Here is a 23,383-nt window from a genome sequence, read left to right on the forward strand (position 1 = left end):
AGTTCGTCAACAACCTAGGATGAGGTCATGGCAGGAACGGCATCGAAACGTGTAGGCCGCAAGCTCCTGGGCCGGCTCCGGCTGGCGTCCCAAGGACTGCTGGGGCCCGGCCTGGGCTCGGTCCCGGAGGCTGTCCGCTGGATGACGGCCTCCCAGGCCCAGGACTTTCAGGCGGCGCTGTGGGCTGTCGGCTGCCGTGTACCGGGCTCCGGACTGGCGGACGTCCGGGCAGCCCTGGACGAGGGCTCTGTGGTTCGTTCCTGGCCCATGCGGGGAACGCTTCACCTGGTGGCACCTGAGGACCTGCGCTGGATGCTGGGCCTCACCGCCGATCGGCTCACGCGCAGCATCGCCGGCAGGCACCGGGAGCTTGACATCACCTGGGCCGACATCGAGAAATGCCGCGACGTTGCCCTGGAACGCGTCGCGGGAGGCGGTTCCCTGAGTAGGACTGAACTCTTCGCAGTGTTTGAGGCGGCAGGGCAGCCCACCACTGGCCAGCGGGGGATCCACATCCTTGGGACGCTGTGCCGCCACGGCTGGCTTGTGCAGGGTCCGCTGGCCGGAAACCAGCAGCTGCTGGTGGCTTTCGATGAGTGGATCCCGGAGTCTCGGGAGCTGGAGCGGCAGGAGGGAATCGCCGAGTTTGCGCTGCGCTATTTCCGCAGCCACGGTCCAGCCACCGTCCGTGACTTCGCATGGTGGACGCAGATCCCCCTGACTGACGTGCGGCCCGCGTTTGAGCAGGTTCGCGCGAAGCTGGTCGAGGTGGAATTCGGCGATACCAGCTACTGGATGTCACCGGAAACAGCCGCGCTGCTTGACGACGGCGTGCCTGGACAGCGGTCCGTCCTCCTGCTGCCCGGCTTTGACGAGTTTCTCCTGGGTTACCAGGACCGGAGCCTGGTCTTGGCGCCGGAGCACGCGAATAAGATCGTCCCGGGCGGCAACGGCGTGTTTAAGAAGACCATCGTGGCCGGGGGAGAGGTGATCGGCACGTGGGCTCGGGCCGGGACCAACAGGAGCGCCGCCGTCGTACCTGAACTCTTTGACGAAACCCGGCCGCTCGGTGCCGGCGCGCAGGCCGCCTTCACGAGGGCCGTCGAAAGGTACGTCAGCTTCCTGGAGCACTGAAGCGCGCAGAGGACACGGAATCGGCCCGGGGACACCTGAATTCAGGCATCCCCGGACCGATTGCGTGTCCTGGAAGGAAGCGGGCGGGCTACAGGTTCCCGGTGGCGATGTTGAGCATGCGGCGCAGCGGCTCGGCGGCACCCCAGAGCAGCTGGTCACCGACCGTGAAGGCGCTGATGTACTGCGGACCCATTTCCATCTTGCGGATGCGGCCCACGGGGATGTCCAGTGTTCCGGATGCAGCCACAGGAGTCAGACCGGCCATGGAGGCTTCCTTGGTGTTCGGGATGACCTTGGCCCACTCGTTGTCCTCGGCCACGATCTTCTCGATCTCGGCCACGGAGAGGTCCTCGCGGAGCTTGAGGGTGAGGGCTTGGGAGTGGGATCGCATGGCACCGATCCGGATGCAGAGGCCGTCCATGATCACGCGGTTCTCTTCCGAGGTGCCCAGGATCTTGTTGGTTTCAACCCCGGCCTTCCACTCTTCCTTGGACTGTCCGTTGCCGAGGTCGGCATCGATCCAGGGGATCAGGGAGCCGGCCAGCGGCACGCCGAACTGTGTGGCGTCGATGTCGGTGCGCTGGTGGGCCAGGACCTTGCGGTCGATTTCCAGGATGGCCGACGCCGGGTCGTCCAGTTCCGAGCTGACCTCGGCGTTGAGCGTGCCGAACTGGCTCAGCAGTTCGCGCATGTGCCGGGCGCCGCCGCCGGAGGCGGCCTGGTAGGTCATGGACGTGCCCCATTCGACGAGGCCGTTCTTGAACAGCCCGCCGAGGCCCATCAGCATGCACGACACAGTGCAGTTGCCGCCGATGAAGTCCCTGGTGCCGTTGACCAGGCCCTTGTCGATGACGTCGCGGTTGATCGGGTCTAGCACGATGATGGAGTCGTCGTTCATCCGCAGGGTGGAAGCGGCGTCGATCCAGAGGCCGTCCCAGCCGCGGCCCCGCAGCTCGGTGTGCACGCGCTTGGTGTAGTCCCCGCCCTGGGCGGTGACAATAATGGGCAGCTTCGCCAGGGTCTCGACGTCAAACGCGTCCTCGAGCTTGCCGGCCCCATCAGCAAACGACGGGGCGGCACCTCCTGCGTTTGAGGTGGAGAAAAACACCGGGTTGATGTTGGCGAAGTCGCCCTCATCCTGCATGCGCTGCATCAGGACGGAACCGACCATGCCACGCCAACCGACAAGTCCAACGGACGGGGTAGCTGCTGTAGTCATTCGTACAGTTTAGACTTCGGAACCGGCAGGGCGCAGTCGGTTACGTCACGCCGTTGCTGTCCGGCCGCAAGGGCCATCGGCTGTGTCAGGTCTGCCTCGGTTTCACGTTCCCGGTCACAGAGCGGGGTCCGCAGGGGCTTTGGATTGTTCCCGCAACCAGCGCCGGCGCCGACCCGCGATGATGAAGGCCCAGACGGCCCCGGCTAAGGTCAGCGCCGCGACGATGGCCGCATAGACGGACAAGCCGGGCTCACCAGCAGCCGCGAACGCCCCATAGACCATCATCCCGGCCATGGCTATCAGGAAGATGCCGACTCCCGTGATCAAGCCGGGGCTCTGCACAGGCGTTATGGCAGCCATGGAGTACCCTTCCGGGACTCCGCCCGGACCGTATTGCTCCTCGTATTGGCGCACATTGAAGCGGTTTGGATCATATGGCGTACCGTCGGGTCGACGGAAGACTTTACGGTCAGGTTTCACAACGATGTTCCTATCCGAGGAGTTGTTCGTTCAAGAGACTTTCAACTTCCGCCAGGCTCAATGTCCCGCCCAGTGGCACGGCGCGTTCATCACCACGGCTGACTGCGGCTTCCCAACGGTCCCCGGATGCGCGGAGAATGACGTTCCGGGCCGAGGAGCCATCAACGGTCGATGAAAGAACCACCTTTGCATTCGTGGCTTGGGAGCAGTGCTCGGCGGCAAGCTGTGCCAAAGTCCCCGCGACACCGTGGCTGGCCATCTGGACCTGGGCAAACCAGCCGCCCAGCCCCCGTGGCTGGAGGAATGCCGCTAAGTCCGGAGCGTGAATGAAGACCGCCGCCTGGGGTGCGTCATCCGAAAGGAATGAGGCGCTGGTCCAGCGCGTGGCATTCCCCAGGGCATAGGCTATGGCCAGTGCCAGTCCTGTAGGAACCAGTTCGTCGCCCTCGACTTTGAGCTGTTGCCGCGCGAGCAGCGATGACGTTCCCGCAACACGCAAGTCGTCGCTGCTCGAGGGCCACTGCAGCATCAGTGCGTCGGCGGATTTCCTCGTGCTCGCTGTGTCATAACATCCGAGTAGGTACAACAACTCGGCAATCCCATAGCCAGCTGGCGAAAGGCCGGTGCCCTCGATGGTCTCAGCACTCATGTTTAATATCTCCTAACGAAGTCAATTTTCACCAGTTCCAGGGAAGAAGCTTGGCCGGATCCTTGGCCACGGCGGTGACGCCCTCACTGACCCTGTCGGCCACCCATTCGGCCCCGTCGGCGATTTTTTCCCGGTTTTCCCATACGGCAATCCCTACGTTGGCGGCGATCAGGAACGGCTGCTGGGGACCAGGGAAGAGAGCGGCCGCCCCTAAGGCAGCCTTCGTCGTGCTCCAGACGCCGTCGCCTATCTCACCCTTGGAGAAGCTGTTGACTGCGCTGCCCGCGTCGATGACTGCGCCGAGGCCGCCAAGGACGTTTCCAAAGGTCTTCACGCTTTTGAGCGCAGAAAAAACCTTGTCCGAGCCTTCGGTGAGATCTGCCGCGCTGTCCAGGGCCTTGGCTGCCTTGGTAAATAGTGGCGAGTCCAACGTATCCCAGAACTTGTTGGTGGTGCCGGCGAAGTTGAACGCGTTATGCCAGCTGGCAAGTTCGGTGCCTGCCTGAAGGGGCAGGCTTATCGTTCGCAGCGTGTCCGGTACCACCTTGTAGACCTCCCACGGCTTTGCCACGTAGGTGTCCCACCAGGTGTCGTCCTCCTCGTGCTCCCAAAAATAGGGATCCCGGGACGGCCCGACGCCGGAGTCAACTCCGCCGTTCCCGGATGTTCCGCTTTGTCCCCTGGAGCCCGGCCCGCCGCCGGATCCAGGCGCCGCATTGCTCGCCTTCTCCTGCTCGGTGGCGTTCTCCAGCAGTTTCTTGGACTCCTGCTTGAGCGCGGAAGCCGCTTGCTGGAGCAGCGCACGGTGGCTGCCGTTCCAGTCGGAACGGAACATGGCAGCGTCCTGGCCCTTCCAGGAAGGGTTGTTGTTGATCTGGTTGCTCAGCAGGGTTGACTGCTGGAGCAGGGTGTCGGACGCCTTGCCGAACTGCTGCGCCAGCGTCCGGAGCTCGGCGACGTCGGCGCCCCACATGTTTCCTGCCACAAGGCATCATCCCCCAAATGTCTCTGCAGCAAATATTCGTCAGGCTGCCTGCACAACTCTAGTAGCGGAGCAAAAGGCCCGCGATGGGCTGTCCTCCCCATCCGCCCACCGGCAAAACGCGTCAGCCGCGGTCGCTTTCCTCCAGCACGGCAGCCTTACGCGCACGCAAGGCAAAGAAGGCACCAAACGCGAACACCTGCGTCACCACCACCAGCACGATTGCTCCGGCGATCTTGTTGCCGCCCAGGATCATGGTCAGTCCAACAATGGCGGACAGCAGCGCCAGCAGCGGCAGCAGCATATACCCGAGGACAAAGAGGGTTTCCGGTTTCTTCAGCATCTCAGCCCGCCGTCCGTACCCATTTGGTGAACCTGTATTGAGTCCCGTTGGCAGCCGTGAGCCAGCCGTCCGGCGGAACGGAAGCAGCCGCCTCCCAGGTTTCGCCAAGCTCGGGGGCGAAGGTGTCGCCGTCGGCCTCCATATCGATGGTGGTGACCACCGCGACGTTGGCGAGGTCGGTGGACTGGCGGAACACTTCACCGCCGCCGAGGATCCAAACGGTCTCGCCGCCGTCGACGAACTGGGATTCCAGGAGGGCGTCATCCAGGGAAGGAACCACGACGGCGCCCTCTGCCTCGGGTGACTCCCCCCAGCCTTTTTGCCGCGTAATGACGATGTTGGTCCGGCCGGGGAGCGGTCGATACTTATCCGGGAACGACAACCAGGTCTTGCGCCCCATGATCACCGGGTGTCCCATGGTGAGCCGGTTGAAGTGCTTCAGGTCCTCCGGCAGGTTCCACGGCATGTCGCCGTCCTTGCCGATTACTCCGCCGGACGTTTGGGCCCAGACCAGGCCGACGCCCGTGACGGAGCCGGCGAGTTCCTCGGTGAAGGCCTGGGGATCTGCGGTGTTCTCGGTGCTCATACGGCGATCGGAGCCTTGATCGTGGGGTGGTGCTGGTAACCGACCACTTCGAAGTCCTCCAGCGTGTAGTCAAAAATCGACGCCGGCTTCCGCGTAATGACCAGCTGCGGGTACTCGTAGGGCTCGCGCTCCAGTTGCTTGAGGACCTGGTCCATGTGGTTCTCGTAGATGTGGACGTCCCCGCCGGTCCAGACAAATTCGCCAACACCCAGCCCGGCCTGCTGCGCCACCATGTGGGTCAGCAGTGCGTAGGAGGCAATGTTGAAGGGAACCCCCAGGAACATGTCCGCGGAACGCTGGTAGAGCTGGCAGGAGAGCTTGCCGTCCGCGACATAGAACTGGAAGAACGCGTGGCACGGCGGCAGGGCCATGTCCTTGAGTTCCGAGACGTTCCAGGCGGACACGATGTGCCGGCGTGAGTCAGGGTTCGTCTTGAGGTTCTCCACCAGCTCGGCGATCTGGTCGATATGTCCGCCGTCAGGCGTGGGCCAGCTGCGCCATTGGACGCCGTAAACCGGTCCGAGTTCGCCGTCGGCGTCGGCCCATTCGTTCCAGATAGTTACGCCTTGGTCCTGCATCCACTTCACGTTTGATTCACCGCGCAGGAACCACAGGAGCTCCACGGCAACGGACTTGAAATGGACGCGTTTCGTGGTGATCAGCGGGAAGCTGGTGGCCAGGTCGAAGCGGATCTGCCGGCCGAACACGCTGGTGGTGCCCGTTCCCGTACGGTCGGATTTGTGCGTGCCATGGGCCATGACATCGCGCAGGAGGTCTTCATAAGGCGTTGGGATGCTCACGGCTAAAGTCTACCGGGGAGGCAGCCCGAGGCCGTCGGCGACATCGCGGCGCGGCCGAAAAACGCCGTAGCCAGTGAGGCCGTCAGCCCTTCCTCAGCTTTCCGCGGACCAGGTCCAGCAGCAACTCCTCGCTGAGCCGGGCGTCCCGGCCCGAACGGACCAAGAGGTCGACGGCGGCAGTCACCGCTTCGGGCACGGTGCAGCCTGGCAGTCCGGCGGCGCTGCCATGTGCCGCGTGCGCAACAATGGTGCCGTTCCGCCGTCGGGACTCTAGGAGTCCGGCTGCTTCCAGCTCCTTGTAGGCCCTGGCGACGGTCCCCGCAGCGATGCCCAGGTCCGCGGCAAGGCTCCGGACCGTGGGCAGTCGGCTGCCCACCGGGAGTGCGCCGGTGGCGATCAGGGAGCTTATTTGGGAGCGGATCTGCTCATACGGCGGGGTTGCCGAGCGCAGGTCCACGGAGATTCCGGCGTTCACCGTGACCCTTCCGGCACGGACTGCGCCGGGGCTGCAGGAACCCGGGCGAATCCCCTGACCGGGATAATGGCGATGACCACCCCCGCAGTGGTGAGCGCCGCCCCCACGACGGCACCGGGCTGCCAGGTGGCGGAGGACGCAGGGAGTCCCAGCAGCGGCGGGACGGCATTGCTGGCTGTTATGAGCAGCACACCGCCTTGGGCAACGCAATAGGCTGCGATGGTCCGCACCACACGGTGGACTGTGATCGCCCGGAGCGCGGCGTCGAGACCGGCGACGCCGGTCGTGATGCCGCGGCGCATCCTTGCCGCGGCCACGGGCAGGCAGGAGATGGCTGCTACGGCCACGGTGGCCAGGACCGCGGCAATCCAACTGCCGGACGCACCGCGCCCGGCCTCGACAAGCTGCAGTTCACCCGCAGCGGCCACTGCTGCGACCGCGGTGAAAAGTGCGACGGCGGCAATCGCCGTGGTCAGCAGGGCCGGGCTGACCGCCTGCCGCGGCCAGGTCCTGGGGACGTCGGGGGAGCCGTAGTTGCGGTGCAGCAGGAGCTCGCCCGCAGCCGCTACCAGCAGCAGGACGGCAGCCATCAGCGCAACCAGGATCACCGGCTGTGCCCGGAGGCCGGGAACAAAGAACCCCAGCGTGCCCGCGACAAGCGGGGCAAGCCCTGTGGCTGCCCCGAGGGAAACTGAGAGGCGCGTCGCCGGATGTGCGGCGGCCGGAGCTTGCGACGATCCCACGCCGGAGCCGCCCCCCTGCGCGCTGGGCAGTTTGGGGGGAGCCCACCCCAACATCACCAGCAGCACCACAAATGACGCGAATCCCGCAGGATTGGTCCAGCTCGTGATGTTGGCTGAAGGGTCAGGCCGGGCTGCGAAGTTTCCCCCTACTGCCGCAAGTCCTGCGGCGATGGTTGCCACCGTCCGCAGGAGCCTGTTCATGGCAATGGTCCGCAGGAGGTCGTTCTCTGCCGCGTCCAGGGCCTCGAGCTGCCTCCGGCGGCTGATCAGGGTCAGTACCAGGACTGTGCCCAGGGCCAGCGCAAGCCAGCCGGCGCCGAGGCAGGCCGCGAGGACGGAACCCTGGATCCGGCCGTCTCCGCCCATCCGGCTGAAGCCCGGGCCGCGTTCCTGGCCGTTGAATGGAACGGCCTCGTAGCCCGGGAGCGTGGCCACCCAGCCGATATGCAGTGCCGAGGCAGCGAAGATCGCCGCGACCGTCCAGGTGAGGGCGCGTGGCAGGAAGTCCCGGACTCGGCGGACCTCCAGCGTTGCCAGCCCTCGGGGGAGCTGCGGTCCGGGGTAGCTGAGCTGTCCGATGGCATGGACGGCCAGGCAGCCGAGGATGGGCCAGGCCAACGCGACCAGGATGCTTGCGGGGCTGGCCAGCGGGGGAGAGGCGTTCCCGGCTGGAAGGATACCGGCACTTCCCACTGTTTGGAGGGAGCTTGCGAGCCATCCGATGACGCCGATCCACAGCGAATGCTGGGACACCGTGACGGCTGTGGTTCCCCCGCCAGGGGCCCGGATCACCCACCGCAGCAGCAAGTACAGGCCGGCTGCCAACAGGAAGGGGCCCAGCAGGACCATGGGCGGAACATTGTGGACCGCAAACTCAAAACCGTCATTCGACACGCTATCCCCCAGGCTGGTGCGTCAATGTATCAAGTATTTGATACAAAAACTCCGGGGTCAATGTGTGGCCCGGCGCGGCCGGGAGCCGGGCAGCCTTTAGTCGTCAAACGGTTTGAACTGCTCCACGGCGACGATCCGCTGCTTGCTGTGGTGTGTAACGTGGAACACCAGGATCTCTCCCGGCGCGAGGTAGGGATCGGACGTTGGCAGGAGCCCGCGCAGGCGGCCCGGCATCGCTTTTCCCAGCTGGTCGAGGACGGTCGGCAGTGCCGGCCGGTGCGTGCAGACGGCAACGCCGCGCTGTTTGTCCAACAGCGTGGACACAACGGCAGCGGTTTTCTTCGGGTTCCGGGCGTGCCGGTGTTCGGTCAGGGCATCCACCAGCTTGATCTTTGCGTCCACGGCCTTGGCATACGGCGCGATGGTGGCAACACAGCGCAGCCACGGACTGCTGACCACGCGTTGCGGCTTCCAGGCCTGCAGCAGGCGCCCCACGGCCTGCGCCTGCCTGATCCCGGTGGCGGCCAAGGGCCGCTCTCCCTCGGCCTTGGACCAGGATGAACGCGGCTTGGCTTTGGCATGCCGCACCACAATCAGTGGCCAGGTAGCCAGTTCGTGGCGTTCGTGGGCTTCCCGGAGATACTCAAGGGGAGCGACGTCGGACGGGTTGGACAGCAGCGCCGCAGCCTTCTCGGGAGCGCACCACATAACACTGTCAACTTCCTTGCCGTCGGGCCGAAGGGTTGCCCCGTTCACCTGGACGGCCCAGTAGTGGACCACTTTCAGGCCCGTGGCCACGTGATAGTGGATGGGCGGAAGCGGGATGCCCAGCTGGGCGGTGAGGCCGATTTCCTCCTGGATCTCGCGGACGGCACATTCGGGGATCGTCTCGCCGGCGTCAATCTTGCCTTTGGGCCAGGACCAGTCGTCATAGCGCGGCCGGTGGATCAGCAGGACCTCTAAACGGTCTTTATTGATCCGCCACGGCAGGGCGCCGGCAGCAGTAACTGCTACCGGCTCGCCGGGATGGTCTGTCTGGTCTGCTACCGGTGTATCGCTTGCCAACACCGCTGCCCTACCGGCGGCTCAAGGAGCGCTGGCGCGGCCTCGATGCAAGGAGCCAGGACTGGACGTCGTCGAGGTGGGTGCCGTCGTCGGCGATGTGATGCCGGGTCCAGTCACCTTGGTTGTCCAGGTGCCAGCTCGCCGTCTCCGGGTCCATGTACCGGCGCAGCAGGTCCAGGACGTAGGTGATGTCATCCGGGCTGGCGAGCTGCACCAGGGCCTCGACCCTCCGGTCCAGGTTACGGTGCATCATGTCGGCCGAGCCGATGTAGACCACAGGGTCGCCCCCGTTCGCGAACGCGAATACACGGGAGTGCTCCAGGAACCGGCCCAGCACGGAGCGCACTGTGATGTTCTCACTCAGGCCCGGAACGCCGGGACGGAGCGAGCAGATGCCGCGGACAATGACATCGACGTTCACCCCTGCCTGAGAAGCGCGGTACAGGGAATCGATGATCGCCTCATCCACCATGGAGTTGACCTTGATCTGGACGCGGGCCGACAGTCCGGCGCGGGCGTTGCGGATCTCGGTTTCGATGCGGTCAATGAGCCCGGAGCGGACCGACCTGGGAGCCACGAGCAGGCGCTTGAACGTTGACTTGGGCGCGTAGCCGGAAAGCTGGTTGAACAGCTTGGAAAGATCCTCGCCCACCTGGTCATTCGCTGTCAGCAGGCCCAGGTCCTCGTAGTAGCGCGCGGTCCGCGGGTGGTAGTTGCCGGTGCCGATGTGGCAGTAGCGGCGGAGGCCGTCAACTTCCTGCCGGACAACCAGTGACAGTTTGCAGTGCGTTTTGAGGCCCACGATTCCGTAGACCACGTGGACGCCGGCCTGCTCCAGCTTCCGTGCCCACGAGATATTTGCCTGCTCATCGAACCGGGCCTTGATCTCCACCAGGGCCAGGACCTGCTTGCCGGCCTCGGCAGCATCGATCAGGGCATCAACAATGGGCGAGTCACCCGAGGTCCGGTACAGGGTTTGCTTGATGGCCTGGACCTTGGGATCCGCGGCCGCCTGTTCCAGGAAGGCCTGGACCGAAGTGGAGAAGGAGTCGTAGGGGTGGTGGAGCAGGATGTCGCGGCGGCGCATGGCAGCGAAAACGTTGGCCGCCTTGGATGTCTCGGACTCGTTGAGGTACCGGGACGTGTGCGGCACATGCTTGGGGTAGTGCAGGTCCGCCCGGTCTATGCCGGCGATGACGGACAGTCCGCGGAGGTCCAGCGGCGCGGGGACTGAGTAGACCTCGGACTCTTCCACACCAAGCTCGCGGATCAGCAGGGCACGGATGTTGGGGTTGATGTCGTGCGTGACTTCGAGGCGGACGGGCGGGCCGAACCTGCGGCGCAGCAGTTCCTTCTCCAGCGCCTGAAGGAGGTTTTCGGCGTCATCCTCTTCCACTTCCACGTCTTCGTTGCGGGTGACCCGGAAGATGTGGTGTTCCAGGACTTCCATCCCGGCGAAGAGCTTGTCCAGGTGCACCGCGATGACTTCTTCGAGGGCAATGAACCGGGCAACACGTCCAGCGACGGCGCCGGCACGCGGTCCGTCGATGGAGATCAGCCGCGGAAGCTGGTCAGGGACCTTGACGCGGGCGAAGAGTTCCTTGTCGCTGACCGGGTTTCGCACCACTACGGCCAGGTTCAACGACAGCCCGGAGATGTAGGGGAACGGGTGGGCGGGGTCCACGGCCAGCGGCGTCAGGATGGGGAAGACTTTCTCGGCGAACATGGCGCTGAGTTGCTGCTTTGCGGCGTCGTCCAGTTCATCCCAGTGCATCACGTGGATGTGCTCGTAGGCCAGGGCCGGACGGATCTGCTCGGCGAAGACCTGGGCATGGCGCTGCTGCAGCCGGTGGGCTTCCTCACCGATCTTCTCCAGGACTTCCACCGGACTGAGGCCGGCGGGGGAGGGCACAGCCAGTCCTGTGGCGATGCGCCGTTTCAGTCCGGCCACGCGGACCATAAAGAACTCGTCCAGGTTGGAAGCGAAGATGGACAGGAAGCTGACCCGCTCCAGCAGGTGGAGCGTGGGATCCTCGGCCAGTTCCAGCACCCGGGAGTTGAAGGCAAGCCAGCTCAGCTCGCGGTCCAGGAACCGGTCGGGCCGGATATCGCCCTCAGGCTCGAGGTTGGGGGCGAACTCCGGGATGTCGATCCGGTCCTGCGTGGCACGTGATGCCGGAACTTCGGATGAACCAAAACGTGCCCGGACCGGCACGGCGGCGCCTTCGGACGTGACTGTTCCGGCGGGTTCCGGCTTCATGGGGTCTCCTCTTACCTGGCGCTGGATGCTGGCTCTCACGGCCGGCGCGGTTCTGTTTCAACCTTACAAGCATTCAGCGGCGCGGACCCCTAGATTTCGGGCGCTGGAAGTCGTGCGTCAGTCGATTGGACTAACCCGCCGTGACCGGTGCGTACATCACGTCCATATCCCACCGTGTGAACCCGAGATTTTGGTAGAGGCGCACGGCCGGGGCGTTGTCGGCGTCGACATAAAGCATGACGGCGTTCAGGCCCAAGTCCTGGAGATGGCGGATGCCTGCCACCGTCAGTGCTTTGCCCAGTCCCATTCCCTGCGCGGCAGGGGAGACGCCGACGACGTAGACCTCACCGATCGCCGGGTGGTCACCGTGGCGGGGGTGGACCTTGGTCCAGTGGTAGCCCAGCAGCCGGCCTGACCCGTCCACGGCCAGGAGGAACCCCGCCGGATCAAACCAGTCCTCGGCCATCCTGGCGTCCAGGTCGGCGCGGGTCATTCCGCCCTGCTCAGGGTGGTGGGCGAATGCCTCACGGTTCGCTGCCAACCAGGCGTCCTCGTCCTGGCCCGGCACAAAAGCACGCAGTGAAACCCCGTCCGGGAGGCCGGCGTCGGGAAGATCGGAGGAGGCAGTCGCCAGCCGCATCTTCCACAGTTCCCGGACCGGGCCGAAGCCGTAGCGGGCGGCAAGATCCGCCGCTGCCTCGTGATTGCCATGGGACCAGGCCTTCAGGCCGTCCAAGCCGCGTGTTGTTTTCAGCGCACCCACGAGGCGGTCGGCGACGCCTTGGTTGCGGTAACTCGGGTGAACTGCGATCTCCAGCACCCCGCCGCCGTCGGACTCTTCCACCACCACGGCGAAGCCGGCCAGGTCCTGCCCCGTTGCGGGATCCGAGTCCTCGTCCGGAGCGTACAGGGCCAGGCTCAGCAAGGAGTGCTCAGCGGAATCGCCGGCGCGGAGTGTGACCACCGTCTGTTCGGACAGCGAAGGATTGCCGTCGGATTCCTCCGCCGCAGCCAGTAGGCCACTGAAGTCCTTCAGTAACTGGTCATCCACACTGCCCCTGAGGACGAGGACGGGCCATTTCTCCGGATGTGCTGGGGTCATGAAGCTAGGCTATACGCCCCGGCCGTAGCTCTGCCGATTTGATAGGTGCGTGGCTTGACCGTATAGTCGGTATCCGATCCGGGCGAGCAGCACAACGCCGGATTCGAGGGGGATCCACCAGTGGGGTGGCCTCGATACGTTCGACCCGTATGTCCTCCACAACGAAGACTCATAAAACAGAACAGCCCCGGACAGTAGTCCGGGGCTGTTCTGTTATGGAACTGGGTCAGGTTCAGGCTTCCGTGAGTTCGTCTTCCTGCTGCCTTACAAGAGTAAGCCGGTAACCCACGTTCCTTACGGTGCTGATCAGGTTCTCGTGGTCTGCGCCTAGCTTGGCCCGGAGGCGCCGGACGTGGACGTCGACGGTCCGCGTGCCGCCGTAGTAGTCGTAACCCCAGACCTCGGTCAGCAGCTGTTGGCGGGTGAACACGCGTCCCGGATGCTGTGCAAGGTACTTCAGGAGTTCGAATTCCTTGAAAGTCAGGTTCAGGGGAGCGCCATTGACGCGGGCCGTGTAGCTCGCTTCGTCGATGACCACGCCGGCGGCCCGGATTTCGGTGGGGGCGTCGTCGGTGTCCGGAACGGCCCGTGCCACGGACAGCCTGATGCGGGCCTCCACCTCGGCGGGCCCGGCAGAGTCCAGCACGATGTCGTCCACGGCCCAGGCAGAGGAAACCGCAGCCATGCCGCCCTCGGTCAGGATCAGGACCAGCGGGGCGCTCAGGCCGGTGGCTTTCAGGAGCTGGGTCAGCGAACGGGCACCTACCAGGTCCTTACGGGCATCCAGCAGCACAATGTCGCATGGATCAGTCTCCAGCAGCGCGGTGGGTTCGGCGGCCAGGATGTGCACGCGGTGGTTCAGCAGTTCAAGGGCAGGCAGGATGTCCACCGATGAGCCGGTGCTGTTCGTCAATAACAGGATGTGCGACATTATTCCTCCAAGGGCCGTCCGCGCATCTTTGGGCGACTGAACCGGGTTTTCACCGGCCGGTACTGTCTCACTGCTGCGGTCTGGGCCGTCGATGGAAATATCCGGCCGGCAACCGAAGCAGGAAGCGTAGCTGAGCTTTGAGTATACCCAACCGCCCCTTAACAGACACTGATCGGGCCATCCTCCGTGTCCGTTTTGCGACACATCGCGGTCACATAGGGCAGGATTGAACACAGGGGCACTGTGCCCTGCCGGGGGCTGAACCGCCTCCCGGTCGCCAGCCAGAATGGGAATGCCGCGAATTGGGTGCAGAGTTGAAGCCGCGCACGTCAGAGCCAGGTCCCGCATGAGCGCGGATCTGCAAGCCCCGGTCCGTTCGCTGCCCTCGTGGACAATCGGCGCCTTTGGCATGGCCGGGCTGGCCGCCATCATTGCCGGGGTGTACACGTCTCCGGACACATTGCTCGCTGTCGCGGTGGTTGCGGCGCTCGCTGTCGGCGTCGGCTGGCCCCACTTCCTCCGTATTCCGGCGAAGAAGACCCTGGCCGCTGTCATTGCGCTGCCTGGTGTTGGCTCGGCGCTCGCGGCAGCTTATGCCCCTGCCCCAGGTTTCCTGGACTGGACACCGGCGTTCATGGCGCTGGGCATGATGGCCGTGTTTGTGGTGCAGCTCATCCGCGGCACAGGCCAGGCCCAGCGGCTCGAATCCACCTTGGGCTGCTGCGCCGGAGTGCTGCTGTCCTGCCTTGGTGCGGGCTGGATTGCCGGGGCCCGTTTCAACGGTGTCCGGGAAATGATGCTTGTCGCAGGCATCAGCGCCGCCGTTGCCCTGCTGGCAGGACTCATCCGCTGGCCCGACAGCATTGTGGCGCCGCTCGGCATCGTGATGGCCGGACTGGCCGGGCCACTCGCCGGCCTGGTTTTTTCCGACATCGCCGTCCTGCCGGCCGCGGTATTCGGGGTGGTAGTGGGTGCGGTGCTGGTCAGTTTCCGCCGGCTCGTCACACTCCGGGGCGCTCCACTTAACATTCCGGCGGCTCTTAGTATGGGTCTTGCACCCGTCTCAGCCGTGGGTTCGTTGGCGTACTTCATAGACAAACTACTCATCTACTAGGCGTTAGGATGGCATCATGTCCGTACTTGCATTTGAAATCTTCTTCCTCGTCCTGCTCGGTATCGCCAGCCTCGCCATGGCCTGGTTTGCAGGATTCGTCGTCTACCGCCTCTTCAAAGGCCAGAAGTAGACCGTTCAACAAGCTAGCCGTTTCCCGAGGTAATTGCTGTGCCGATTGAGATTCCCACAGATCTGACCCCCGAACTCGTCCCCCTTTCCTGGCTCATTGGTGAGTGGGAAGGCAGCGGCCGGCTCGGCAGCGGCGACGAGGACTCGGAACACTTTTTCCAGCATGTGTCCTTCACGCACAACGGTCTGCCGTACCTGCAGTACCGGGCGGAGAGTTGGTTAACGGCCGAGGACGGCACGCGCCTGCGGCCCCTTACCGTTGAGACCGGCTTTTGGGCACTGGAGCGCAAGCAACTCGACGCCGACGGCGGCCCGGGCCTGATCCCGGCGGACATCGTTCCGGCCCTCAAGAGCGCCGACGAGGTCGAAGCCCTGCGCAACAAGGATGGCGGGTTCGATATCTCTGTCTCGATCGCCCACCCCGGTGGCATCTCCGAACTCTATTACGGACAGATCAAGGGACCCCAGATCCAGCTCACTACCGACATGGTGATGCGCGGCAGCCACTCCAAGGACTACAGTGCCGCCACGCGGATTTTCGGCTTGGTGGACGGGAACCTCCTCTGGCGCTGGGACGTCGCAACCGGTGGAACATCGCAGCCGGGCAAGGGGCTTGAGGCGCATGCCTCCGCCTTCCTGAAAAAGGTTTCCTGAGACTTATTCATGACGCCCGCGGGGTCGTGGCCCTCAGTACACTTGGCTTCCTAGGCTTCACCCGCGAGTGAATCACAGGGAGCATCATGGCTGCACAGCAGAACGCCACGGATTTCAGCGATCTGAAGGCACTGTTCTTTAATGGCACGCTGAAAAGATCCCCGCAGACATCCAACACCGAGGGCCTGATCAACGTCAGCCGCCTCATCATGGAAAAGCAGGGTGTCAGCACCCGCGTCATCCGGACCGTGGACTATGACATCGCGAGCGGCGTGTACCCGGACATGACAGAGTACGGGTGGCCCACTGATGAGTGGCCTGAGCTGTACCCTGCGGTGCAGGAAGCGGACATCGTGGTGGTGGCGGGCCCCATCTGGCTGGGCGATAACTCCTCGCAAACGAAGAAACTCATCGAACGGCTCTACGCCCACTCGGGGCAACTGAACAGCAAGGGGCAGTGGGCCTACTATCCCAAGGTCGGCGGCTGCCTCATCACCGGCAACGAAGACGGCATCAAGCACTGCTCCATGAACGTCCTCTACAGCCTGCAGCACATCGGTTTCACCATCCCGCCACAGGCGGACGCTGGCTGGATCGGTCCGGTGGGCCCGGGTCCGAGCTACTTGGACGAAGGCTCCGGCGGCCCCGAATCCGACTTCACCAACCGGAACACAACGTTCATGACCTGGAACCTGTTACATTTCGCCCGGATGCTCAAGGACGCCGGCGGAATTCCCGCCTACGGCAACCTTCCTGAAGAATGGAAAGCCGGAACGCGTTTCGATTTCGAAAACCCGGAATACCGCTAGCGTCACCGGAATACTCACTGACCAAAGGACGTTGCCCCAGTATGACTACTCCCAGCCCACTGCTGTCGCGCCCTGGTGCCGTCGAGGGCGCCGGCGCGGACGCCGGCGTCGCAGCCCACTACGGTGAGCCCCTGCGCGAGCAGCGCGCCCTCGCAGCCGGCACCGCCGTCGTCGACCTCTCCCACCGCGGCGTGGTGACGGTCAGTGGCCCGGACCGGCTGTCCTGGCTGAACACCCTGTCCTCGCAGCAGGTCACGGGCCTGCAGCCCGGGGACTCAAGCGAACTGCTCCTGCTGAGCGTCCAGGGCCGGATTGAGTTTGACGCCCGGGTGGTGGACGACGGCGGGACCACCTGGCTGATCGTTGAGGCCGCCGAGGCCGGGCCGCTGGCGGAATGGCTGAACAGGATGAAGTTCATGCTGCGCGTAGAAATTAACGACGTCTCTTCAGACTGGGCAGTACTCGGCTCCACGCAGGAAGTGCAGGAATGGTCAGGCCTGCAGGCCTGGCGGGATCCCTGGCCCCAGGTGGGCGCCGGCGGTTACTCCTACGCTGTGGTTCCCGAAGACAGGCACCCCGGCCTGGAACGCCCTTGGTTCGAGTACCTTGTGCCAGCCGCTGAGCTGGAGCAGACGGTGGGGGACCGGCCACTCGCGGGCGTGTTGGCAGCAGAAGCCCTCCGCATTGCGGCCTGGCGTCCCCGGCTGGGCGCAGAAACCGATGACAAGACCATCCCGCACGAACTGGACCTCCTCCGCACCGCGGTGCACCTGGCCAAGGGCTGCTACAAGGGCCAGGAGACCGTCGCCCGCGTGCACAACCTGGGCCACCCGCCGCGCCGCCTGGTCTTCCTCCAGCTGGACGGGTCGCAGCACACCATGCCCGCACCCGGCAGCCAGGTCCTGCTGGGCGAGCGGAAGGTAGGCACGGTAACCTCCGTGGCCCAGCACTATGAAATGGGCCCGGTGGCACTGGCCGTCATTAAGCGGTCGGTTGCCCCCGATGAAATACTGACGGTAATGGACGGCGAGGAACCATACACCGCCGCCCAGGAAGTGATTGTCGCCCCCGACGCCGGCCAGGTAGTGGGGCGCCCGACAGGATTCCTGAGGGGGACTCGCTCATGACAGAAAACACTGCACCCGGCCCGGCAACGTCCGGCTCGACCGCACCTGACGACGAAACGCTGGAGCTCGCGCACAAGCTGTTCCAGGCAGCCAGGGAGGGCGACACCGGGCTCCTGCGCGGCTACCTGAGCGCGGGCGCGCCTGCCACCATGACCAACGCCGCCGGGGATTCCCTGCTTATGCTTGCCGCTTACCACGGCCATGCGGACACAGTGCAGCTGATCCTGGAGCACGGGGCCGAGGCGGACACCGCCAATGTCCGCGGCCAGACGCCGCTGGCCGGTGCGGCGTTCAAGGGTTACGCGGACGTCGCCCGGGTCCTGCTGGAGGCAGGAGCCGATCCCGACGCCGGCACGCCGTCGGCCCGGGCGGCAGCGCAGATGTTCGCCCGCACGGAGATCCTTGACCTGCTGGGCAACTGACGCTTGGAAAACGTAGCACGGCCCTGGCCAGCCCTGTGGTCGCTGGTGATCGGGTTCTTTATGATCCTGATCGACACCACCATCGTCTCGGTGGCCAATCCCAGCATCATGGAGGGGCTGGGAACGGACATCAACGCCGTCATCTGGGTGACCAGCGCCTACCTCCTGGCCTACGCCGTGCCGTTGCTGATCACGGGCAGGCTGGGTGACCGGTTCGGCCCCAAGAAGCTGTACCTCCTGGGCCTGGTGGTCTTCACGGTGGCATCCCTGTGGTGCGGACTGTCCGGCGATGTCCAGTCCCTCATCACTGCCCGCGTCCTGCAGGGCCTGGGCGCTGCCATGATGACTCCGCAGACCATGGCCGTCATCACCCGGATCTTCCCGCCTGACCGCCGCGGTGCAGCCATGGGGCTCTGGGGAGCGACCGCCGGCATGGCCACGTTGGTAGGCCCTATCCTCGGGGGTGTCCTCGTGGACAGCCTCGGCTGGGAGTGGATCTTCTTCATCAACGTCCCGGTCGGCATCGTGGGCTTCATCCTCGCCTGGCGCTTCGTCCCGTCCCTCAGTACCCATCCGCACCGGTTCGACATTCCCGGCGTGCTGCTCAGCGCCGTCGGACTTTTCCTGCTTGTCTTCGGCATCCAGGAGGGCGAGACCTATAACTGGGGTACCATCGCCGGACCCGTGAGCGTCTGGGGCCTGATCATCTCCGGCCTGGTGGTGCTTGCCGGCTTCATCGCCTGGCAGCGCTACAACAAGGGTGAGCCGCTCCTGCCGCTGGACCTGTTCCGTGACCGCAACTTCTCGCTGGCGAACATCGGGATCACCACGGTGGGGTTCACAGTGACCGCCTTCGGCTTGCCGCTGATCTTCTATTACCAGATGGTCCGGGGCATGACGCCTACCCAGTCAGCCCTGATGATGGTGCCCATGGCGCTGATTTCCGGCGGACTCGCCCCGGTGGTTGGCCGGATCATCGACCGCGTCAATCCCAAATACATCACGTCCGGCGGTTTGGTCCTGATGGCCGTTGCCCTGGCGTGGAACTCGGTCCTGATGCACCCGGACACGCCCATCCTGCTGTTCCTCCTGCCCAGTGCCGTGCTGGGTTTCGCCAACGCCGGCATCTGGGCTCCCTTGAGTTCGACGGCGACGCGGAACCTTCCGCCGCGGCAGGCCGGTGCGGGGTCGGGCGTCTACAACACCACTCGCCAGATCGGGGCCGTGCTGGGCAGCGCGGCCATCGCTGTGCTGATCCAGGCGCGCCTCGCGGCGGAACTTCCTGCCGGGGGACCCGGGGCGGACAACATGGAATTCTCAGGCCGGCTCCCGGAATCCCTCCAGGAGGGATTCTCGACGGCGATGGGCCAGTCCATCCTGCTGCCGGCGGCCGTGATCCTGGTCGGGGCGGCCGTGGCCCTGTTCTTCGCCAAACCCAAGGCTGTGCACGGCTGGAGCGCGCCGCAGGCTGCTGCCGCGGACACGCCAGGCGCTGCGGCGGAGGGCGCAAGCCGGCCATAGCCCTTTGCCGGGCTGCGCCGGGATCAGCCCAGGTGCACGCTGGTCTGGATTCCGCCGGTGGACAGCCCGAGCTTTCGGGCCAGGGCCACGCAGCCGGTGTTGCTGACTTCGGCACGCCATTGGACGGTGAGTCCTGCCGCGAGCGCCTCGTGCGCTGCAATGGAGGCAGCCAGCGACCCGAGCCCCCGGCGCCGCCATTCCGGATCCACCAGCACTCCGAGGTGGCCCAGCAGGCCCTCCCACTCCGAGTAGGCGCCGCAGGCCACCGGGACCCGCCGGCCGTCCACCTCATGGACGATCGTGTACCGGTTTTCCAGGTCCGAGAGCCCCACTTCGTTGACATCGTCCGGCGGGCACAGCCCCTCGAGCTCGATCGCCTCCGGGTTGCCGTGGGACACGGTCAAATCCTCGGAAGGTTGCTTCAGGGGCAGGTCGTCGGCGAAAAATAGGGCTGCGGCCCCGAGGCCGTGGCCTCCATGGGAGCGGGTCAGGGTCAGCAGCGTGACATGCTGGGCCATTTCCTCGTCCGGGATGCCGGCGGCTGCGTCAATGACCCACTGCGGGCCCACCAGCGCCGAGCTGCCGAAAAGCCGGACGAACTCCACTGTCCGGACCGAGTCGTCGGCCCTGACGATCCGCTCGCCGGAGGCAAGGGACGCAGCGAACGCGTCGTCGTCGAGCCCCAGGCGCCTGGCCCACGCGAGCTGAATGATTGCAGCGGAACCGGGGTCAAGAGTCATGTGCCCAGCCTACCCAGCACAGTGAAGCGCGAACGTGCAGTCATGGCCCCGCGTCGAAAGGGGCGGTAACTGTACGTCCGCGCTGGTCCGTGCCGCCTGGCTCAGCCGAACAGGACAGCGGCCTCGTCATAACGGTTCTGCGGAACGGTCTTCAACTGGCCCAGCGCTTCGGCGAAGCCGACGTGCTGGATGTCGGTGCCCTTGAGTGCCACCATGGTGCCCCAGTAGCCTTCCACCACGGAGTCGATGGCCGCCATGCCCAGCCGGGTGGCCAGGACGCGGTCGAAGGCGGACGGCACACCGCCGCGCTGGATGTGGCCGAGGATCGTAGCGCGGGTCTCGATGCCGGTGCGCGCCTCAAGCTCGGGCGCCAGTTGGTCCGCGATGCCGCCCAGCCGGGGCCGTCCGAAGGTATCGAGGCCGCGTTCGGAGTGGGGCGATTCCATGTGGTCCGGCACGAAGCCCTCTGCCACCACCACGAGGGGCGCACGGCCACGGTCGTGGGCCTCCTGCACCCATTCGGTGATCTGTTCGATACTGACCTTCTGCTCCGGGATCAGGATGGCATGCGCACCGGCTGCCATGCCGGCGTGAAGGGCGATCCACCCTACGTGGCGGCCCATCACTTCGGCGATCATGCAGCGGTGGTGCGATTCGCCGGTGGTGCGCAGCCTGTCGATGGCTTCGGTGGCGATCTGGACGGCGGTATCAAATCCGAAGGTGTAGTCGGTGGCGTCGAGGTCGTTGTCGACAGTCTTGGGGACACCCACGATCTTCAGTCCGGCGTCAGTGAGGCGCTTGGCGGCAGCGAGCGTTCCCTCACCGCCGATGGCGATGATTGCATCGATGCCCATCCGGTCCATGTGGGCCTTGATGACTTCCGGGCCTCCGCCGTTCTCGAACGGGTTGGTGCGGGAAGTACCCAGGATGGTGCCGCCCTGCTTGGCGATGCCGCGGACCATGGTGCGGGGGATATCGATGATGTCGCCTTCAACGACGCCGCGCCAGCCGTCCAGGAATCCCACGAATTCGTGGCCGTGGATGGCGATGCCCTTCAGGACGGCTCCGCGGATAACGGCGTTCAATCCGGGGCAGTCGCCACCGCTGGTAAGAATTCCAATTTTCATGTCTCGGCTCAAATCCTGGTGTGAAGGTTTACAGGCAGAGCGCCACGCTGAGCTCACCCTAGATTCTAGTGGGCGGTGTGGGGTACGACACAAACTGGTTACAAAAGGCCCCGCTCCATGGCGAGGACCACAGCCCGGGTCCTGTCGTCCACGTCCAGTTTGTTGAAGACCCTCAGGAGGTGGGTCTTAACCGTCGCTTCGGCGATGTGCAGCCGCGCGGCCACCTCGGGGTTGCTCAGCCCCTGGGCTACGCAACGGAGGACCTCCACCTCCCTGGCGGTCAGCCGGGGCAGTTCCGGGGACCGCATCCGGGAGACCAGCCTGGCCGCAACCGGCGGCGCCAGGACGGTCTCACCACGCGCCGCGGCGCGGACGGCCTCGATGATCCGGTCCCCGGGCGTGTCCTTGAGCAGGTAGCCCACCGCGCCCGACTCCACTGCGCGCATGATGTCGGAGTCGTCGTCGTACGTTGTGAGGACCAGCACCTTGGTGCCGGGGAACCGGTCCCGGATCTGTTCCGTGGCGCCGGCGCCGTCCAGGACGGGCATCCGCAGGTCCATCAGCACAACGTCCGGCCGCAGGCGGCTGACGGCGTCCACCGCCTCCTGCCCGTTGGCGGCGTCAGCCACCACGTCAATGCCGGCAGCGGTGTCAAGAAGGGCGGCAAGGCCGCTCCGCACCACGGGGTGGTCGTCGGCCAGGACTACCGTGACCGTTCCGGCGGCGTTCATGCCCCGGCTCCCGGTGTGTGCGACCGTGGACGCAGGTCCGCGTCGCTGGGCGCCTGTGCCGCCGCGTCATCACGCTGGGGTCCACTTGCCAGGGCGGCTGGCCCCGCCGTCGGGACGACTGCCACCAGCCGGGTGCCGCCGGACGATGAAGTCACCTGCAGCCGGCCGCCGATTTCGGCCAGCCGGGCCGCCATGGACCTCAGGCCGAACCCTTCGTGGTCAGCCGACGGGTCAAATCCGTGCCCGTTGTCCGTCACGGTCAGCCGCAGCAAGGGTGGATCTCCTGCCGGGACGTCCACGACCAGCTCCGCGGTTGTCGCTCCGGAATGCCTCCGGACATTGTTGAGTGCTTCCTGGGCCGTCCGAAGGAGGGCAACCTGCTGCGTGGACGGGAGCGGCGGCAGGCGGCCCGGCAGGGCCACGTTGAGCCGCATGCTGTCCAGGTGCAGGGTGTCCGGAAGGCGCCGCAGTGCGGCCAGCAGGTCGCCGCCCTGGACGTCGGACGGGACGCCCGAAGCCACCAGGGCACGGGCTTCGGCCAGGCTTTCCCGGGCGGTCTGGGAGATGGCCGAGAGGCTCCGGAGCAGTCCCGTTGGATCCTGCGGTTGTGTCCTGAGCTGGGCCTGTGCGGCTTCGGACAGCATGGCGATGGAGGTAAAGCCCTGTGCCAGGGTGTCGTGGATTTCCCGTGCCATCCGTTCCCGCTCAGCCAGTGCCCCGCGTGCCTGCTCGGCAACGTCGAGCTCATGGCGTGTTGCGTCAAGTTCGGCCAGCAGTTCGGCCCGCTGTTCGCTCTGTTCGATGACTTTGGAGATCCAGAGGCCAATCATGCAGCTGGCCACGAACGACGTCACCAGCTGGGCCGTAATGCCGTAGACCTCCGTGCCGCTCAGCCCCCAGCGGCTGACTTGGCCGACGGCCACGCCCACGCAGAGCAGGGCAGTGGCAGCCACGCCCTGGCGCTGCGTGCCTGTAAACATCCAGACCTGGGGGAAAGCCACAAACAGCAGGACGCCTGCGCCGTCGTACACGAACGAGAGGAGCACAACCACCGTCACGAGGAGCGCCACATAAATGGTGGGGCGTCCCGTCCGGAGATCCCTGGTGCGGGTGAGGAACGGATAGGCAATGCCCAGCAGCAACAGCGATCCAATCACCAGCGGCGTCGCTGAATCCCGCCCATCGCCAAAGAGCGCGAAGTAGGACACGCTGGCCAGCGCGGCGTAGAAACCCGCGTGCCACCAGAGCATGGAAGTGGTCCATACCGAGCGGGCGGGCAGCAGCCGCTCGGTCCGTCCGCTGATATAGCTCATGGGTGCACCCTATCGGCGCGACGGCGGGCAACC

At 65.4% G+C, this 23,383-nt stretch carries 24 protein-coding genes; 7 read left to right on the forward strand and 17 right to left on the reverse strand.

The features are described from left to right. Positions 1-27: 27 nt before the first annotated feature. Entirely contained in the window at positions 28-1,134 is a 1,107-nt protein-coding gene (locus tag V9L17_RS05950) for a winged helix DNA-binding domain-containing protein (RefSeq protein ID WP_337350825.1), read from the forward strand. Between the two features lie 88 nt (positions 1,135-1,222). Here V9L17_RS05950 and asd read toward each other — a convergent pair whose 3' ends face one another. The 13 genes from asd to V9L17_RS06015 form a co-directional block, all read right to left on the reverse strand. Continuing rightward, entirely contained in the window at positions 1,223-2,353 is a 1,131-nt protein-coding gene (gene asd / locus V9L17_RS05955) for an aspartate-semialdehyde dehydrogenase (protein ID WP_337350826.1), read from the reverse strand. Between the two features lie 114 nt (positions 2,354-2,467). Then, positions 2,468-2,713: a hypothetical protein gene (locus V9L17_RS05960; RefSeq protein ID WP_337346829.1), complete on the reverse strand. Its 246-nt coding sequence runs from the start codon at positions 2,711-2,713 to the stop codon at positions 2,468-2,470. Between the two features lie 130 nt (positions 2,714-2,843). Beyond that, the gene (locus V9L17_RS05965) at positions 2,844-3,482 is read right to left on the reverse strand and encodes a hypothetical protein (RefSeq protein ID WP_337346830.1); all 639 of its coding nucleotides are present in this window, start codon (positions 3,480-3,482) and stop codon (positions 2,844-2,846) included. Positions 3,483-3,510: 28 nt separating this feature from the next. Next, positions 3,511-4,467 carry a hypothetical protein gene (locus V9L17_RS05970; protein ID WP_337346831.1) on the reverse strand — a complete coding sequence of 319 codons (957 nt, stop codon included), beginning with the start codon at positions 4,465-4,467 and terminating at the stop codon, positions 3,511-3,513. A 121-nt stretch (positions 4,468-4,588) separates the two neighbouring features. Further along, positions 4,589-4,807: an NF038396 family protein gene (locus V9L17_RS05975; protein ID WP_108600216.1), complete on the reverse strand. Its 219-nt coding sequence runs from the start codon at positions 4,805-4,807 to the stop codon at positions 4,589-4,591. A gap of 1 nt (position 4,808) precedes the next feature. After that, positions 4,809-5,393, reverse strand: a complete 585-nt coding sequence (locus V9L17_RS05980; protein WP_337346832.1) for a dihydrofolate reductase — start codon at positions 5,391-5,393, stop codon at positions 4,809-4,811. Beyond that, the gene (locus tag V9L17_RS05985) at positions 5,390-6,193 is read right to left on the reverse strand and encodes a thymidylate synthase (protein WP_337346833.1); all 804 of its coding nucleotides are present in this window, start codon (positions 6,191-6,193) and stop codon (positions 5,390-5,392) included. The genes V9L17_RS05980 and V9L17_RS05985 overlap by 4 nt, the downstream gene beginning before the upstream one ends. An 82-nt stretch (positions 6,194-6,275) precedes the next feature. Beyond that, a complete protein-coding gene (locus tag V9L17_RS05990) occupies positions 6,276-6,668 on the reverse strand; it encodes a GntR family transcriptional regulator (protein WP_337350827.1) in 393 nt (130 codons plus the stop codon). Further along, a complete protein-coding gene (locus V9L17_RS05995; RefSeq protein ID WP_337350828.1) occupies positions 6,665-8,305 on the reverse strand; it encodes a hypothetical protein in 1,641 nt (546 codons plus the stop codon). The genes V9L17_RS05990 and V9L17_RS05995 overlap by 4 nt, the downstream gene beginning before the upstream one ends. A 96-nt stretch (positions 8,306-8,401) precedes the next feature. Next, positions 8,402-9,370, reverse strand: a complete 969-nt coding sequence (locus V9L17_RS06000) for an NUDIX hydrolase (protein WP_337350829.1) — start codon at positions 9,368-9,370, stop codon at positions 8,402-8,404. Between the two features lie 10 nt (positions 9,371-9,380). Next, positions 9,381-11,630 carry an RNA degradosome polyphosphate kinase gene (locus tag V9L17_RS06005; protein ID WP_337350830.1) on the reverse strand — a complete coding sequence of 750 codons (2,250 nt, stop codon included), beginning with the start codon at positions 11,628-11,630 and terminating at the stop codon, positions 9,381-9,383. Positions 11,631-11,760: 130 nt separating this feature from the next. After that, complete coding sequence (mshD, locus tag V9L17_RS06010; RefSeq protein WP_337350831.1) at positions 11,761-12,732, reverse strand: mycothiol synthase; 972 nt, start codon at positions 12,730-12,732, stop codon at positions 11,761-11,763. A 232-nt stretch (positions 12,733-12,964) separates the two neighbouring features. After that, positions 12,965-13,663, reverse strand: coding sequence for a winged helix-turn-helix transcriptional regulator (locus V9L17_RS06015; RefSeq protein WP_337346839.1), 699 nt, complete (start codon positions 13,661-13,663; stop codon positions 12,965-12,967). A gap of 346 nt (positions 13,664-14,009) precedes the next feature. Between V9L17_RS06015 and V9L17_RS06020 the strand changes: the two genes are divergently transcribed. The 6 genes from V9L17_RS06020 to V9L17_RS06045 all read left to right on the forward strand — a co-directional run bounded on the left by V9L17_RS06020 (position 14,010) and on the right by V9L17_RS06045 (position 19,439). After that, positions 14,010-14,777, forward strand: a complete 768-nt coding sequence (locus V9L17_RS06020) for a permease (RefSeq protein WP_337350832.1) — start codon at positions 14,010-14,012, stop codon at positions 14,775-14,777. A 168-nt stretch (positions 14,778-14,945) separates the two neighbouring features. After that, on the forward strand, positions 14,946-15,560 hold the full coding sequence (locus tag V9L17_RS06025; RefSeq protein WP_337346841.1) for an FABP family protein: 615 nt from the start codon (positions 14,946-14,948) through the stop codon (positions 15,558-15,560). 86 nt (positions 15,561-15,646) lie between these two features. Continuing rightward, complete coding sequence (locus V9L17_RS06030; protein ID WP_337350833.1) at positions 15,647-16,369, forward strand: flavodoxin family protein; 723 nt, start codon at positions 15,647-15,649, stop codon at positions 16,367-16,369. A 41-nt stretch (positions 16,370-16,410) separates the two neighbouring features. Next, positions 16,411-17,496 carry a CAF17-like 4Fe-4S cluster assembly/insertion protein YgfZ gene (gene ygfZ, locus V9L17_RS06035; RefSeq protein WP_337350834.1) on the forward strand — a complete coding sequence of 362 codons (1,086 nt, stop codon included), beginning with the start codon at positions 16,411-16,413 and terminating at the stop codon, positions 17,494-17,496. Further along, positions 17,493-17,918 carry an ankyrin repeat domain-containing protein gene (locus tag V9L17_RS06040; RefSeq protein WP_337350835.1) on the forward strand — a complete coding sequence of 142 codons (426 nt, stop codon included), beginning with the start codon at positions 17,493-17,495 and terminating at the stop codon, positions 17,916-17,918. Before ygfZ ends, V9L17_RS06040 begins: the two co-directional genes overlap by 4 nt. Before the next feature lie 3 nt (positions 17,919-17,921). Continuing rightward, positions 17,922-19,439 carry a DHA2 family efflux MFS transporter permease subunit gene (locus tag V9L17_RS06045; protein WP_337350836.1) on the forward strand — a complete coding sequence of 506 codons (1,518 nt, stop codon included), beginning with the start codon at positions 17,922-17,924 and terminating at the stop codon, positions 19,437-19,439. Positions 19,440-19,462: 23 nt separating this feature from the next. Here V9L17_RS06045 and V9L17_RS06050 read toward each other — a convergent pair whose 3' ends face one another. From V9L17_RS06050 to V9L17_RS06065, 4 genes are all read right to left on the reverse strand, one after another. Next, positions 19,463-20,179: a GNAT family N-acetyltransferase gene (locus tag V9L17_RS06050; protein ID WP_337350837.1), complete on the reverse strand. Its 717-nt coding sequence runs from the start codon at positions 20,177-20,179 to the stop codon at positions 19,463-19,465. 101 nt (positions 20,180-20,280) lie between these two features. Beyond that, entirely contained in the window at positions 20,281-21,306 is a 1,026-nt protein-coding gene (locus tag V9L17_RS06055; protein ID WP_337346847.1) for an ATP-dependent 6-phosphofructokinase, read from the reverse strand. Between the two features lie 98 nt (positions 21,307-21,404). Further along, positions 21,405-22,037: a response regulator transcription factor gene (locus tag V9L17_RS06060; protein WP_337346848.1), complete on the reverse strand. Its 633-nt coding sequence runs from the start codon at positions 22,035-22,037 to the stop codon at positions 21,405-21,407. Beyond that, positions 22,034-23,350, reverse strand: a complete 1,317-nt coding sequence (locus V9L17_RS06065; protein WP_337350838.1) for a sensor histidine kinase — start codon at positions 23,348-23,350, stop codon at positions 22,034-22,036. The genes V9L17_RS06060 and V9L17_RS06065 overlap by 4 nt, the downstream gene beginning before the upstream one ends. Positions 23,351-23,383: the final 33 nt, after the last annotated feature.

It is taken from the genome of Pseudarthrobacter sp. CCNWLW207 (assembly GCF_037203945.1).
Lineage (GTDB): Bacteria > Actinomycetota > Actinomycetes > Actinomycetales > Micrococcaceae > Arthrobacter.

Bases quoted from the DNA above. Each gene is read 5' to 3' on its own strand.
- V9L17_RS05950 (WP_337350825.1), top strand. From the start codon at position 28: ATGGCAGGAACGGCATCGAAACGTGTAGGCCGCAAGCTCCTGGGCCGG.
- asd (WP_337350826.1), bottom strand. From the start codon at position 2,353: ATGACTACAGCAGCTACCCCGTCCGTTGGACTTGTCGGTTGGCGTGGC.
- V9L17_RS05960 (WP_337346829.1), bottom strand. From the start codon at position 2,713: ATGGCTGCCATAACGCCTGTGCAGAGCCCCGGCTTGATCACGGGAGTC.
- V9L17_RS05965 (WP_337346830.1), bottom strand. From the start codon at position 3,482: ATGAGTGCTGAGACCATCGAGGGCACCGGCCTTTCGCCAGCTGGCTAT.
- V9L17_RS05975 (WP_108600216.1), bottom strand. From the start codon at position 4,807: ATGCTGAAGAAACCGGAAACCCTCTTTGTCCTCGGGTATATGCTGCTG.
- V9L17_RS05980 (WP_337346832.1), bottom strand. From the start codon at position 5,393: ATGAGCACCGAGAACACCGCAGATCCCCAGGCCTTCACCGAGGAACTC.
- V9L17_RS06005 (WP_337350830.1), bottom strand. From the start codon at position 11,630: ATGAAGCCGGAACCCGCCGGAACAGTCACGTCCGAAGGCGCCGCCGTG.
- mshD (WP_337350831.1), bottom strand. From the start codon at position 12,732: ATGACCCCAGCACATCCGGAGAAATGGCCCGTCCTCGTCCTCAGGGGC.
- V9L17_RS06015 (WP_337346839.1), bottom strand. From the start codon at position 13,663: ATGTCGCACATCCTGTTATTGACGAACAGCACCGGCTCATCGGTGGAC.
- V9L17_RS06020 (WP_337350832.1), top strand. From the start codon at position 14,010: ATGAGCGCGGATCTGCAAGCCCCGGTCCGTTCGCTGCCCTCGTGGACA.
- V9L17_RS06030 (WP_337350833.1), top strand. From the start codon at position 15,647: ATGGCTGCACAGCAGAACGCCACGGATTTCAGCGATCTGAAGGCACTG.
- ygfZ (WP_337350834.1), top strand. From the start codon at position 16,411: ATGACTACTCCCAGCCCACTGCTGTCGCGCCCTGGTGCCGTCGAGGGC.
- V9L17_RS06040 (WP_337350835.1), top strand. From the start codon at position 17,493: ATGACAGAAAACACTGCACCCGGCCCGGCAACGTCCGGCTCGACCGCA.
- V9L17_RS06050 (WP_337350837.1), bottom strand. From the start codon at position 20,179: ATGACTCTTGACCCCGGTTCCGCTGCAATCATTCAGCTCGCGTGGGCC.
- V9L17_RS06055 (WP_337346847.1), bottom strand. From the start codon at position 21,306: ATGAAAATTGGAATTCTTACCAGCGGTGGCGACTGCCCCGGATTGAAC.
- V9L17_RS06060 (WP_337346848.1), bottom strand. From the start codon at position 22,037: ATGAACGCCGCCGGAACGGTCACGGTAGTCCTGGCCGACGACCACCCC.
- V9L17_RS06065 (WP_337350838.1), bottom strand. From the start codon at position 23,350: ATGAGCTATATCAGCGGACGGACCGAGCGGCTGCTGCCCGCCCGCTCG.